This is a genomic window from Frankia sp. Hr75.2, assembly GCF_949319125.1.
Taxonomy (GTDB): domain Bacteria; phylum Actinomycetota; class Actinomycetes; order Frankiales; family Frankiaceae; genus Parafrankia; species Parafrankia soli.
The window spans coordinates 112,240-125,676 of record NZ_CASGGV010000033.1 but is presented as its reverse complement, the minus strand read 5'-3'; the positions used below and the strand labels follow the sequence as shown (position 1 = coordinate 125,676).

At 72.8% G+C, this 13,437-nt stretch carries 11 protein-coding genes and 2 pseudogenes; 1 reads left to right on the top strand and 12 read right to left on the bottom strand.

Features of this window, described 5'->3' with window-relative positions:
- From AC559T_RS04150 to AC559T_RS04110, 9 genes and pseudogenes are all read right to left on the bottom strand, one after another.
- A pseudogene (locus tag AC559T_RS04150) lies at window positions 1-174 on the bottom strand (recombinase RecA); the annotation flags it as partial.
- 520 nt (window positions 175-694) lie between these two features.
- Window positions 695-796, bottom strand: a pseudogene (locus AC559T_RS04145) (IS6 family transposase); the annotation flags it as partial.
- Window positions 797-1,191: 395 nt separating this feature from the next.
- Entirely contained in the window at window positions 1,192-4,497 is a 3,306-nt protein-coding gene (locus tag AC559T_RS04140; protein ID WP_498867794.1) for a protein kinase domain-containing protein, read from the bottom strand.
- Window positions 4,494-5,939, bottom strand: coding sequence for a phosphotransferase (locus AC559T_RS04135; RefSeq protein WP_498867793.1), 1,446 nt, complete (start codon window positions 5,937-5,939; stop codon window positions 4,494-4,496). Before AC559T_RS04135 ends, AC559T_RS04140 begins: the two co-directional genes overlap by 4 nt.
- Window positions 5,936-6,730 carry a hypothetical protein gene (locus tag AC559T_RS04130; RefSeq protein WP_071059803.1) on the bottom strand — a complete coding sequence of 265 codons (795 nt, stop codon included), beginning with the start codon at window positions 6,728-6,730 and terminating at the stop codon, window positions 5,936-5,938. Before AC559T_RS04130 ends, AC559T_RS04135 begins: the two co-directional genes overlap by 4 nt.
- Before the next feature lie 10 nt (window positions 6,731-6,740).
- Complete coding sequence (locus AC559T_RS04125; protein ID WP_071059802.1) at window positions 6,741-7,583, bottom strand: hypothetical protein; 843 nt, start codon at window positions 7,581-7,583, stop codon at window positions 6,741-6,743.
- Between the two features lie 109 nt (window positions 7,584-7,692).
- Window positions 7,693-8,304 (bottom strand): hypothetical protein, encoded by a 612-nt coding sequence (locus AC559T_RS04120; protein WP_498867792.1) that lies wholly within the window; start codon window positions 8,302-8,304, stop codon window positions 7,693-7,695.
- Window positions 8,301-8,978, bottom strand: coding sequence for a hypothetical protein (locus tag AC559T_RS04115; RefSeq protein WP_498867791.1), 678 nt, complete (start codon window positions 8,976-8,978; stop codon window positions 8,301-8,303). The genes AC559T_RS04120 and AC559T_RS04115 overlap by 4 nt, the downstream gene beginning before the upstream one ends.
- Window positions 8,975-9,100 carry a hypothetical protein gene (locus AC559T_RS04110; protein ID WP_255565652.1) on the bottom strand — a complete coding sequence of 42 codons (126 nt, stop codon included), beginning with the start codon at window positions 9,098-9,100 and terminating at the stop codon, window positions 8,975-8,977. Before AC559T_RS04110 ends, AC559T_RS04115 begins: the two co-directional genes overlap by 4 nt.
- A gap of 120 nt (window positions 9,101-9,220) precedes the next feature.
- Here AC559T_RS04110 and AC559T_RS04105 point away from each other — a divergent pair, with 120 nt between their 5' ends.
- Window positions 9,221-9,604 carry a response regulator transcription factor gene (locus tag AC559T_RS04105; RefSeq protein WP_498867790.1) on the top strand — a complete coding sequence of 128 codons (384 nt, stop codon included), beginning with the start codon at window positions 9,221-9,223 and terminating at the stop codon, window positions 9,602-9,604.
- On the opposite strand, the gene AC559T_RS04100 is transcribed toward AC559T_RS04105, so the two are convergent.
- The 3 genes from AC559T_RS04100 to AC559T_RS04090 all read right to left on the bottom strand — a co-directional run bounded on the left by AC559T_RS04100 (window position 9,496) and on the right by AC559T_RS04090 (window position 13,329).
- Entirely contained in the window at window positions 9,496-10,275 is a 780-nt protein-coding gene (locus AC559T_RS04100) for a response regulator transcription factor (RefSeq protein WP_071059800.1), read from the bottom strand. The genes AC559T_RS04105 and AC559T_RS04100 overlap by 109 nt on opposite strands.
- Window positions 10,272-12,137, bottom strand: coding sequence for a sensor histidine kinase (locus tag AC559T_RS04095; protein WP_112105011.1), 1,866 nt, complete (start codon window positions 12,135-12,137; stop codon window positions 10,272-10,274). The genes AC559T_RS04100 and AC559T_RS04095 overlap by 4 nt, the downstream gene beginning before the upstream one ends.
- Window positions 12,138-12,453: 316 nt before the next feature.
- Entirely contained in the window at window positions 12,454-13,329 is an 876-nt protein-coding gene (locus AC559T_RS04090; RefSeq protein ID WP_071059799.1) for an LLM class F420-dependent oxidoreductase, read from the bottom strand.
- Between the last annotated feature and the right edge of the window lie 108 nt (window positions 13,330-13,437).

Genomic DNA, 13,437 nt, shown 5'->3' with positions numbered 1-13,437 from the left:
ACGGGGAAGGCCCCCGATACCGAGCGCGACATCCAGCGCGATGGATCCGGTCGGGATGACCTGGATCGGCGGCCGGATATCGTCACCCAGCCGCATGATCGAGCCCTTGCCGAACTGCTTGTCGATCTGCGCAAGAGCGTTCTCCAACGCCTTGTCGCGGTCGGGTCCCACCATTGGAGTTACTCCATGCTGACTGAGGTCGGCGGGTCTTGGCCACGAGCCGACGCTAGGCCGTGGGACCGACAGTTTCGGAAGTCGGGTCGGTTCTGTGGACGGCGGAGAGTCTGTGGGCAACAGTAGCCGAACATCCGTTCGAAGGTGCGGCGACACGCCGGTGCACACCCGCGTTGGGCTGGTGCCTGGGGGACTCCAAGATCTGATTTTCGGTCTGTGGGCTGGCCTTTTGCGGTTGAGGTGATCGTCTACGGGAGTTGTCGGCCGGCGTTGCGGTACTCGTTGATCATGCCGCCGAGGATGCGGGTGCGGCGGACGATGGAATCCGGGATCGGGTGACCGTGGGCTGTGGGTCGAGTGTGGGGTGCCAGAACTGGGCCATCGGTCCTGGTCCGCGTCGTTAGGCAGCCCGCTCGGGCACTGTTGCGTTGTGAGGAAGCGGCGGATGCCAGCGGTTTCGGCACCGACACCGGCCTGCTGCGACAGCCCGGCGGTGAAGGTCTCTCACCTCCACAGGAATCCACCGCGCCTCGTGGCGCACCTCGTCGACAAACCACCTGTCCCCGGGACGGTGCCGGCACGGCCGCGCCACATCGACCAGCAGGGGCGTGAAACGCTGCACGCAGCAGGCCTGCGAAGTTCGCTGATCCGGTCGAGGCCCTCGTCGGTCGGCTCGATGATGATCCGGCGCCGGCTCCGCGGGTCCGGAACCCGGCGCATTGCCGGCCAGCACCAGCCCGAATGCGCCAGCACCGATCTGGTCATCCAGCTCATATCCAGGAAGCGCCGCCGCTACCCGCGCCCGGTCAACGATCACGACGGGGCCTGACGCCCTGTCGGTCCTCACCGTCGACCGTGGCCAACCCACTCATTTCCGTCGACACGACGCGTGATCCTAACGGCCGCCCATGCTCCTTCCGCGCGACGGCTTGCCGTCACACCCTGCGGTCCCGGGCTCCGTCACGGCGGTCGGTCACCGGTGTAGCCCAGGGGTTCGCTGGCGATGCCGCGCGGTGATCAGCGGCCCTTCCGGGGGGTTGATCCGCGGCGGAGCACGGGCCACGTCGCCGCCGCGACGGCCGCGGTCAGCAGCAGGAGCGCGGCGAGGTCAAGTGCCCAGGTGCCGGCGTCGTCCTTCCACAGCGGGTCACGATCGGGGTCGCCCTGCCGGTAGCCGGTGGTCGCGGCGACCATCGCGAACCCCCACCGGGCCGGCATCAGGTACGCGAGCTGTTCCAGCGGCGGGCGGCCGTTCAGGGGGATGAGCAGCCCGCACAGCAGGAACTGCAACAGCAGGACGACGACCAGGATTGGCATGCCGCGATCGGCGTTGCTGATCAGCGCCGAGACCAGCAGCCCCTGGACCATCGCGGCCAGTGCGACCGCGATCATGGCGACAGCGACCTCGGTGACCCCGCTCCCCAGCGCGAGCGGAGTGTCCGGCCCGGGTTTGCCGACCAGCCCGACGAAGGCCAGGATCACCGCCTGCACACTGGTGATCATGCCCAGGACGGCGAGCTTCGACCAGAGGTAGGCACTGCGGGAGAGCCCGATCGCCTGCTCCCGGCGGAAGACGGAGCGCTCCTTGACCAGTTCCCGGAACGCTCCGGCGAATCCCGTGAACGCGCAGCCGAGGACGAGCATGAGCATGAGCGGGGCGATGTCGTCGTCGGGGTTGGTCTGCCGGCTCTTCCATGACAGGCCGTGCCCACCCGGCAGAAGTTGCGCGAACAGGCTCAGGACCAGCGGCAGCGCCAACAGGAACAGGGCATAGGCCCGGTCGGCCGCGATCACCGAGAGGTAGCGGCGGGCGAGCACGGCGAACTGGCGCAGTGCCGGCTGCTGGCGTGGCGGCGGGTCCGGCACGGCTGGCGCCGGACGCACCGCGGGACCCACCGTGGGCCGCGCCGCGCCGCTCGGCATCCCGTACTTCGCGTACTGGGGCGAGGCCCGGAACCGGGCTGTCCAGTCGACGTCCCGGGACTGGTCGAGGAGCAGGAACATGTCCGCGAAGTCGCGCTGGCCGAAGTAGCCGAGCGCCTCGCCGGGCGGGCCGAAGTAGGCGAGCCGGCCGCCCGACGCGAGCACGAGCAGCCGGTCGCACAGGTGGAGCTGCGCGGGTGAGTGGGTGACGACGACCACCGTCCGGCCGTCGTCGGCGAGCGTGCGCAGGGTCTGCATCACCGACTTGTCCATGCCCGGATCCAGCCCGGACGTCGGCTCGTCGAGGAAGAGCAGCGACGGGCGGGTGAGCAGCTCCAGTGCGACGCTGGTGCGCTTGCGCTGGCCGCCGGAGAGGGTGCTGATCCGCTGGTCCGCGTGATCGGCCAGCCCCAGCTCGCCGAGCACTTCCTCGACCCGCGTGTTGCGCTCGGCCGCGGATGTGTCGGCGGGGAACCGCAGCTCGGCCGCGTACCGCAGGGCCCGGCGGACGGTCAGCTGCGGGTGCAGGATGTCGTCCTGCGGGACGAGGCCGATGCGTTGGCGCAGCTCGTCGTAGGACGCGTAGAGGTCGCGGCCGGCGTAGCGGACCTCACCGGAGTCGGCGGGGCGCTGCCCGGTCAGCGCGCCGAGCAGGGTGGACTTCCCGGCGCCGCTCGGACCGACGACGGCCAGCAGGCTGCGCTGCGGCAGGGCGAACCCGACCCCGTCGAGGAGCCGCCGGCCGGAGCGGGTGACGGCCAGGCCGTCGGCCTCGAACGAGATGTCACCCGAGTCGGTGTACTCGACGAGGGTGCCGCCCTGCAGGTGCAGCAGGGCATGCCCGATGCCGACGATGTCCCCGGCCCCGATCGTGGCCGCCTGGCTGGTCCGGTGGCCGTTGACGAACGTGCCGTTCCAGCTGCCGAGGTCGACGATCCGATGCTCGGTCCCGGCCTGGCGCAGCTCGGCGTGCCGGCGCGAGACGAGCGGGTCGGTGAGCACGATGTCGCACTCGGGCGCGCGGCCGATGACGATCGGCGCAGCCCCGACCGGATGCAGCGCCGTGGCCTTACGCCCCCACCACGTCCCGCCCGGGCGGGACGCGCCCGGTGCTGTTGGTGGCAGTGCCGTCGGTGGCGGTCCGGAGGTGGGCGTGCCCGGCGCCGGTGCCGTTGGCGGTAGCCCGGAGGTTGGGGAGCCCGGCCCCTGCGCCGTGGGTGAAGGCGTGGCGGTGGCTGGCCGTTTCGGCTGGTGGTGCCTGGTTTCGAAGAGCGCGGTGGGGGTGGCCGGTGATGCGGGCGGCGTTGGCGGCGGGGCGCTCGTAGCCTGCCACCAGCCCGACGCGGGTGTGGCCGGCGGTGCGGGCGGTGTCGACGGTGGTGTGCTTGTGGCCTGCCACCAGCCTGACGCGGGTGTGGCGGGCGAGCCGAGCGGCGTTGGCGTTGGCGTTGGCGTTGGCGGACCAGGCGCAGGCGCAGATGGGGGCGAGGACGCGGGGGTCGCCGCGGGGGCGGCGTTCGTCCGCGTCCACCACCTGCCGCCCGTGGCCGGGGCGGCGGGCGGCTGAGCCGGGGCCGCCGAGCCGAGGGCTGCGCGGGCGGCGGCCGCGAACACGGACGCGGCGGGATGCCGGTCGGCCGGTGACTTGGCCAGGCCCTGCGCGATGACGGCGTCGAGGGCTGCCGGTGCCCCGGGCCGCACGGCCGACAGGACGGGCGGTGGCTCCTCCAGATGTGCCCTGATCACCCCGAGCCGCTCGGCCGTGACGAACGGCCTGCGCGCGGTCAGGCACTCGAAGAGCAGGCAGGCCAGCGAGTAGACGTCCGCCCGGTGGTCGACCCGGTCGGAGAGGAACCGCTCGGGCGCCATGTACTCGATCGAGCCGATCGCCGCCCCGGTCGCGGTCATCCCGGCACCCTCGACCGTCCGGGCGATCCCGAAGTCGACGAGGTAGACGAAGTCGGTCGGACGTCCGCGGCCGGCGCACAGCACGTTGGACGGCTTGACGTCGCGGTGCACCAGTCCGTCGGCGTGCGCGGCGTCCAGCGCCGAGGCGATCTGCTCGACGACGTCCACGGCGGTCCGCGGGTCGAGCGGCCCGCCGCGCAGGACCGTGCCCAGGTGGGCGCCCTCCACCAGACGCATGTCGATGAAGAGCTGGCCGTCGATCTCGCCGTGGCGGTGGATCGGGATCACATGCGGCTCGCGTAGCTGCGCCACCGTCTCGGACTCCCGGCGGAACCGCTCGGTGTAGTGCGAGTCCCCGGCCAGGCTCGGGAGCAGGAGCTTGAGGGCCACCATCCGCTGCTGCCCGGTGTCGTAGGCCCGGTAGACCTCGCCCATCCCGCCGCGGCCCAGCAGTTCCTCGATGCGGTACGGGCCGAACATCCGCTGTGTCATCGCGCCTTCCCCGATGGTTGTCGCCGTCGCCGTCGCCGGACCATGAGAACGAGGACGATCAGCGCAGGCACAAGGGCGAGCAGCGCGGAGACGGCGGCCTCGTCGGAGGGGGTCATGCCGGTGAGCGTGGCGGAGACGAGGGCACTGCCGAGCCCCCAGGCCGCCACCGTCGAGACCACCGCGAACAGGTACCAGCCCACTGCGCGCAGCCGTCGCCCCGCGGCACGCAGGGGAGCCCACTGCGCCGGTCCGGGCTGCGCCGGTCCGGCCTGTGCCGGCACTGGTCGCCCTGGTTCCGGCCGCTGTCCGGGCGGCTGCTTCCACCACACGGTCTGCCCGGCCGGCGGAGCGGGCTGGGGACGAGGCCACGGACGTGCGGCGGTGCTCTGACGCGGCGCGGCGGTGCCCTGGGGCTGTGTAGTGGTGCCCTGGACCGGCGCGGTGGTGACCTCGACCGGCGGGGTGATGACGGGGAGCGGTGCGGTGGTGGCCTCGGGCGGCGCGCCGGCTGGCGGCTGGGCGGCCGTGTGCGTCCACCAGGGGACGGGCCCCGAGATCAGCTTTTCCAGGTCGCCGGTGGCCGTCCAGCCCGGGGCGCAGCAGGCCCGCAGCCGGGCCGCGAGCTGGTCGATCCGTGGGTCGTGCAGCCGCTCGACCCACGACCACACCTCGGTCCGGTGCGGAGGCTGGTAGTCCCTGTCGCGGAAGAGCAGGTTCTCGCCGTCGTTGAGCTGCTCCCACTGTTTCGGCTCGCGGGCGAGCGCCAGCAGCGAGAGGTAGATGACGAGCCCGGGGAAGGTGTCCATCCACGGGCCCCAGGGCCGGTTCCGGGGCTGGTAGTTGCGGTGTCCGCCCTCCGACGGCGGCCGGGAGCCGGTGAACGGGGCGATCCACGAGCTGTCGAAGTCGACCAGGCGCAGCTGGCCGGCCGTGTCGACGAGCACGTTGCCGTGTTGCAGGTCGCCGTGCGCGAACCGGGCGGCCTGGGTCCGGCGCAACAGGTCACGCCAGGACGCGGCGAGCGTCGCCAGCGCCGCGCGGTCGTCGGCCTCGACGAGGTCCTCGACGTGCCGGTCGAGGGTGTGCCCGTCCACCCATTCCATCTGGACCATCGGCCAGCGCCGGCCGTTGACGAGAATCGCGTCGTCCACCCAGCGGCAGCCCGCGACGTCGCCGTTGAGCCCGCGCTCGGTGAACCAGGCGTTGAGCGCGGTGTAGCGCTGCTGGGTGGAGGCGTCCTCGCGGGTGAAGAAGCGTAACGCCTGCGCGGTGCCGCCGACCGTCGCCCGGAACACGACCGCCGTGCTGCCCGACGCCGGAACGGGGATGCCCAGCATCGGGTGCACGTCGAACCGGGCCTCGACCAACTCGGGACGGTCGAACACGAGGTCGGGCCGCTGCACGGCTTTGATGTAGTCCTCGGCGGACAGCTGGTCGGTCACAAGCAGACCACCAGGGCGCCGGGCTCGGCCGTGGCGAGCCGGACCCGCAGCAGCGTGACGTCGTCGTTGCGCATCCGCCCGGCCGCGCGCTGGTCGGCGACGATCGCCGCGAACGCCGCGTCGTGGTCCAGGCCGGCGAGTGCCGCCCACAGCGACGCCTCGTCGCGATCGGCTTCCAGCAGCAGCCACTGGGCCAGCGCGTCGGTGGCGATGAAGAGCACGTCGCCCGCCCGGACCTCGCCGCTGGCCAGCTCCAGCGCACGCAGCATCGGGCCGAGTGCCTCCGGGCGGGTGCCGATCCCGTCGGGGGAGAGACCGAAGTCGTCCACGTCGATCGGCGGGAAGTGTGTGAGCAGCCGGCCGGCCCGGACGTGGAACAGCACGGTGTCCCCGAGGGCGGCGGCCTCCCAGCGGGCCCGGGGCCCGTCGAGGCCGGTGAGGCGACATCCCAGGAACGTCGCGAACGACCCCTGCGTGTGGAACTTGTGCTCCTCGATGACGGTCGCGAACCGCGCGGGCGCCCCGGCCACCCACAGCCGCTGGACCTGCTCGAACCAGGCGCGGAGCCCGTCGGGGGTGAGGTCGGGCCCGGTGTCGGCGACGAACGAGCCGACCAGGTGCGCCACCCAGCGGATCGCGTCGTAGGCCTCGGTGGCGCCGTCCACGACCACGTAGCGGGGGGCGACACCGGTGGCCGGGTCGCCGTCGTGGCAGGCGGCGGCGTCCTCCCATTCCGATGCCGCGCTGCCCAGCTTCTCCAGCCAGAAACAGGCGGAGCGGGCGAGGATCATCAGCAGGTCCTCACCGGTCGCGGACGTCGGCGACCCGGGTGCCGATCTCCAGGAACCACACGAGCGTCGCCAGGCCGGCGTTGAACACGAATCCGCGGGCACCGTCGGCGATCTCCACCCGCGCGCCGCGGGCGTTCGCGACCATCGAAGCCGGCAGCGTGCTGGAGATCGCGAACAGCTCGGGGCCCGGTTCGGGCAGGTCCGCCGCCGTGACCGGGAACAGCGCCTCGGGTGCGACGGTCGGTGACAGGAAGATGTTGAACAGCAGTGTCCGGCCGTGGCGGGTTTCGATCGAGGTGAGCCGGGCGGCCCACTCGGCGAGGTCGGCGCCGTCGAACGGGCTGTCGGTGACCATCCCGTCGGTGATGTTGATGACGATCGGCGGGAACGAGTCGGGGTGGCTGGCCGCCCACCCGTACACGTGCTCGCCCGCCGTCGCGATGGCCTGGCACATGGGGGTGCGGTAGCCGAACACCGGCTCGATCCAGACCGGGAGCCGGGAGCCGGCGACGGCGTCGACCGACTGTTCGGCCTCGACCCGCAGCGGGTTGTCGAACACCTGCGGGATCGGCACGATCGGCTGCCCGGCCAGTGCCGGCTCGACGCCCTCGCCGCCCCCCACCGGGCAGGCGCCGTAGCCGAAGACCCCGACGTCGAAGTAGTGCCTGGCCCGGCCGCCGACCTCCTTCGCCGACTTCACACACAGATCGAGCAGGATCTTGTTCACGGCGCGGGCGGCGCCCTCGGCGAGCGTGCCTCCGCTGGACTGCCACGGCTGCTTCATCGAGTCGGACCGGTCCAGCAGGAACACGATGCAGCCGGGGTTGGTACGGGAGAAGGTCTGCTCGTACATTCGTCCATCCGTCCTGGTCAACACGGTCCTGAACTCGCGGTTCTTAACTCGTGGTTCTGAACTCGCGGTTCTGGATTCGACACGGTCCTGAGCCCGGCGCGGTCCCGGGTCAACGGGTATTCCGGCGGCGACTCGCGACGACGACGACCGGCCACGTGGTTCCGGGTAGCCAGGTCCACTCGTGGCCATCGGCGCGGCAGCGGAACGCATACCCCGCGCCGGCGTGCCGGACGTCGAGGCGGAACGCGCCGCAGCGCGGGCACTGCACGACGCGGGCCGAGTCGCGCAGCTCCCCGAGATCGCGGGGAGCCGGGCGGGTCGGCGCGGTCGCGGTGGTCGGCGCCGCCGGTGGCGGGGCCTCCCTGTTCCACCACTGCCCCGTGGACGGGGCGCCGCCAGCCGGCTGCCCGACCGGCAGCACGAGCTGCGCGGTCTCCGGCTGCCCGGTCTGCGGCGGCGCGGTCTGCGGCTTCGCGCCGCCGGCGCCCGGCCCGGACGGCGGGCGGTCCGGGGGCCGGGCGCGGTCTGTGAGCGGTTGCCCCAGCAGAGCGGCGAGCAGCGCGCCGACGGCGGCGGACCCGAGAACCACGGCGAGCGTCGTCTCGAACGGGCGGTCCCGGAACAGCAGGGCCCAGCCGAATCCGGCCGCGACGAGCGCCGAGGCCGCGAGCAGCGGAAGCGGAATCCGCTCCGCTCGTCCCGTCACGGCCCTGCCCGTCATGGTTTCTCCAGGCGGAACAGCACGTCGGCGGCCGGGTTGGTTACCGGCTGGCACTGCTGGTCGCGGGCTTTCGTGTCGGCGAATCGCCAACCGGTCGGCGGGTCCAGGCAGACCACCGCGTTCAGCGGCAGCTCGGACGGCGTGAACTGCCCGTTCGGGTCGAGGGCGCCGCCCGGCAGCTCGCGCTGCGCGTAGCTGATCGTGACTTTGCTGTCGTTCGGGAGCGGGTCGTCCCCGTCCGTCCTGTCCGCGACCACGCGGACCTGCTCGACTGTCACCTTGGTCGGGGTGTCGGCGGACACCCGCTCCCGGATGCACACCGACGCCGGGTCCGACCCGGCCACCCGCATCGGCGTCGTCGACGAGACCACGCACACCTCGTGGTCGCCGGGAGGGACGTCCGCGGACGATCGGCCCTGCGTGACGATCCCGTCTGCGGCCAGCACGGTCGAGCCGTGCCGGATCTGGACGGTCAGGTCGTCCGGGAGCCGGGCGCCCGACGCCTCGACCAAGGTGACGGTGACCCGCTCCGGCTTGCCGGTGACCGGCGACTGCGGCGCCGACGCCGACGCCACGACGACGCTCGACAGGGCGACGGCACCGAACGCGATCGCCGCCGCATAGCCGGGTGTCAGCACCGGATGCCGCCACAGCGACGCGCGGCGCGCTGTCATGCGCACGTGAACGGGTAGTCGACGCTGCCCGAGTCGGAGTCGGAGTCGATCTGGCCACGGACGACCACGAATACGACGATCACGGCGAACACGCGCGCGAGCCCGGTCAGGACGGCCTTCATGGGAAGGAGTGTCGGGCGAACCGGATCTGGGCACATCCGTGCCGGCACTGGCTTTCGAGAGCGGTTTTCCCAGTGCTGGCACCGAGATCCGAAACGGCCGCCGGGTGCTACCGTCCGGAGATGGACCGGGTGGCGGTGGGCCGCGTCTTCATCGTCGACGACAGCGAGCCGTTCCGCGCCGTCGCCCGCGTGCTCCTGGAGAGCGGCGGTTACCAGGTGGTGGGCGACGCCGGGACCGGGGCCGAGGCGCTGGCCGGTGTGCCCGAGGCGGGCCCCGACGTGGTACTGCTCGACATCGCCCTGCCCGACATGGACGGGTTCAGCGTCTGCCGGGCGCTACGCCGCACGGCCCCCGACGCGACAGTGGTGTTCTGCTCGGTGCGCGACGCCGAGCACTACGGCGACGCGGTCGAGCGGTCGTCCGCCGCCGGGTTCCTCCCCAAGTCGACGCTGTCGGCGGCCGCGCTGGCGCTGATCGTGGCCCGTCGAGCGGAGCGCAGGTAGGCGAGCACCGCGAGGACACGGCGGTTGTGTTCGGCCTCGTCGGGCAGCGCGAGCCGCTGGAAGACACCGCGGACGTGCGTCTCGACGGTGCGTGTCGTGAGGTGCAGCTCGTCGGCGATCGCGTTGTTGGACCGGCCCTGCGCCATCAGCGCGAGGACCTCCCGCTCCCGCGGGCTGAGCGCGGCCAGCTCGTCGCGCCGGCCGCTCCTGCCGCCGACGAGCAGCGGGACGACCTCGGGGTCGAACGCGCAGCCGTCCGCCGCCACCTGGCGCACGGCATCCAGGAAGCCGGGCCCGGTGACCCGGTCCTTCAGCAGGTAGCCGACACCGCGCGCGGTGTGCCCGACCAGCTCGTCGAGGTGCGCGACCTCCAGATGCTGTGACAGGAGCAGCACGCCCGTCCCGGGATGGCTCCGCCGCAGCCGCACGGCCGCGCGCAGCCCTTCCAGGTGGTAGCCGGGCGGCATCCGGATGTCGACGACCGCGAGGTCCGGGCGGTGCCGTTCGACGGCGTCGAGCAGCTCGTCCGCGTTCCCGGACTGCGCGACTATCGCGCACCCGTCGCGTTCCAGCAGCTCGGCGAGCGCCGCCCGGAACAGCGAGGCGTCGTCGGCGAGGACGATGCGCGGCACCCCGGCGGCCGGGGCGGATGGAGTGGTGGCGGTGGTCAAGAGCCCTCCAGAGGCAACTCTGCGTGGACGGACGTCCCGGCGCCGGGGAGGCTGCGCACGACCAGGCTGCCGTCGAGCGCGGCGGTCCGGTCGCGCAGCCCGAGCAGGCCCGTTCCGGCGTTCATGTCGGCGCCGCCGACGCCGTCATCGGCGACGGTGACGAGCAGCCGGTTCCCGGACGCCCGGGCGTGGACGTGGATCTGGCTGGCGCGGGCGTGCTTCGCCGCGTTCGTCACCGCCTCGGCGGCGACGAAGTAGGCCGTCGCGGCCACCTGGTCCGGCAGCGGCGGCAACGCGGGTCCGTCGACGACCTGCACGGGGTATGCCGAGCGGGCGGCGAGCGTCCGCAGCGCGGGCAGCAGCCCGGCCTCGGTGAGCACCGCGGGATGGATGCCGCGGGCGAGCTCGCGCAGCTCCGTGACCGCCGCCTCCAGCCCGTCGGCGGCCCGCCGCAGGAGCACGCCGAGCTCGGGGTCGGGGGGAGCCGGGCCGAGCCGGTCCCGCGCCAGCCGCAGGATCAGCGCGGCCGTGACGAGCTGCTGCTGGGCGCCGTCGTGCAGATCGCGTTCGATCCGGCGGCGCTGCTCGTCGGCCGCCGCGACGATGCGGACCCGGGATGCCCGGACCTCGGTGAGCTGGGCCCGCACCTCAGCGGCGAGCCGCTGATTGTCCAGCTCCAGCGCCGCGGCCGCCGTCACGGCGTGCAGGACGTGCCGGTCGGCGCGCAGCGCCGGGTCGTGCAGGAGCACGGCGACCACGCGCACGCCGCGCCGGACCGGGGTCACCGCGTCATCCGGGCGGGGCGTCACGGGCTGCCCGTCGGCGTCCAGGTATCCGTCGGTGGAACCGGCGTCCGAACCGGCATGGTCCGGGCGGGGGTACGCGATGCGCAGCGTGGGGTCGCCGAGCGCGCGGGCCAGCAGGTGGCGCAGCTCGGTCGGCGGCATCTGCGGCAGCTGCAGGAGGAGGTCCCCGACGGCCGTGCGGCCGAGCCGGACGCGCAGCGCACCGGCCAGGAACGCCACCGGGAGCCCGAGGGTGGCGAGGTGGGCGACCTCGTTGATCAGCAGCGCGGTCGAACCGGTCAACGCCGGGTGGAGCAGCGACGCGACGCTCCCGACGAGCCCGACGCCGTACACCGGCGCGAGCACCCGGCGGGCCGGCGGGGTGGCGACGAACCAACGCCGGACGAGCAGCGCGCCGACGATGACGGCGAACACCACCTGCGTGCTGTCGACCAGCAGGTCCTGCATCCGGGCCAGGTTGGCGACGAGCAGCAGGTTCGGTGTCAACGACCGGTAGAAGGGGACGCCCAGCGGCACGAGGACGAGCACGAACACATACACCCCGCCGGTCACCGCCCGCTCGGTGCGCGTCCGCAGCCGCCCCTCGGGGAAGGCCAGCAGGAGGTGCACGAGACATCCCGAGGCGACGCACCGGAAGAACATTCCGACGGTGTGCGGCACCGGGTAGCTCGAGACCTGCAGGTCCTCGGCGAACCAGGAGATGCCGACCATCACCATGCGCAACCCCAGCCGACCCGGTCGGCGCAGGTGCGTGACGGAACCGGTCAGCAGGTAGAGCCCGCCGACGAGGCCGGAGAAGAGGGTGCTTGTCGTGTCCTCGTCCCGACCGCCGTCGGAAAGCCAGAGCACCACCGCCCCGATGACCGCGCCCACCACGGCGAGTGCCGGCACCCCGTATCTCCGGCGGAGGTCGTCCCCGTTTCCGGTCATGGACGCCGCGGGCTTGCGCCGGTGGTCCGCCGCGGGCGCGGCGGCGCCGTCGATCGCGGCGCCGCCGGGTGCCTCTCCCACGGCCGCCGTCCCCGGGAGGAGCCGCCCGCCCGCCCGATCGCGCACGGCCGCCTTCTCCACCCCCCGAACTGCCCGGAACCTGACCGGCGGATCGCTCAGGTTACTGATCGATTATTCGCCAGCCAGTGACCACCGACAAGGCAGTCGCTCACTCCGCGGAACACCGGAAAGGCGACTCGTGCCGGCCCTGCTCGCCGCTGGCGGCGTTGATGACGGAAAAGGCCTGGTAGACGGCCTCCCGCGTTGTGATCTGGGTGACCGCCCCGGAAAATCCTTTGCGGCGACCGGCCGGGAATCGTGACACTGGCCGGGATGAATCGCGTACCTGGGCGGACCTTCAGCGCCGCGCTGGGCAGCGCCGCTAGGAAACCAGGTCGAGTGCGGTGGCGAGGGCGCGCCATTGCGGCCGGGGAACAGTCGTCGGGTCCTCGGTGAGGACGTGGATGCACACGTGGTCCGCGCCCGCGTCCTGGTGCTCCCGCACGCGGCTGAGGACCGCGTCGAGGTCACCCCAGGCGACGAGCGCGTCGACGAGGCGGTCGCTGCCGCCGCCTCCGAAGTCGTCGGGAGTGAAGCCGAGCCGGAGGAGATTGTTGGTGTAGTTCGGCAGGGTCATGTAGCGGTTCACCGTGGCGCGGGCGATCGTGCGAGCCCGCTCCGGATCGGTCTCCAGGACGACCTTCTGCTCGACGGCGAGCAGCGGACCGCTCCCGAGGATCTCTCGGGCCCGCCGCGTGTGTTCCGGTGGGACGAGGTAGGGATGCGCGCCCGCCGTGCGCTCGGCGGCGAGCGCGAGAACCCGCGGGCCGAGCGCCGCGAGCGCACGGTTCTCCCGGGGGACCGGCGTCTTCGCCGCGTCGAGGCCGTCCAGGTAGTCGACCACCTTCCGGTACGGCCGCTCGTAGCGTTGCCCGGTCGGCTCGACGTTCGCGGCGTGCCCGGCACCGATGCCGAGAAGCAGTCGGTCGGGGTGGGCCCCGGATACGCGGGCGTAGCTGGCGACCACCTGGTCCAACGGCTCGGTCCAGACGTTGACGATCCCCGTGGCCACCGCGATCCGTGACGTCGCGTCCAGCAGTGTCTCCGGCAGCGCGAGGTCACCGGCGGAGGCACCGATCCAGATCGCGTCGTACCCGAGATCCTCCAGCTCCGCGGCGATCTCCGCGTGCTGCCCGGCGTCGCCAGGCCAGTAGAACGAAGCCCGCCATACTCCGATTCCGCCGACGTCAACCGCCACGGCCCCGTCCCTTCGCTGTGACTGGCCCTTTCGCTACTCCAGCCGTCAATGGCGACGTCGTATTCCACTGGGTACGGACGGCCTCGCCCGGCAACGCGGGCTCACATC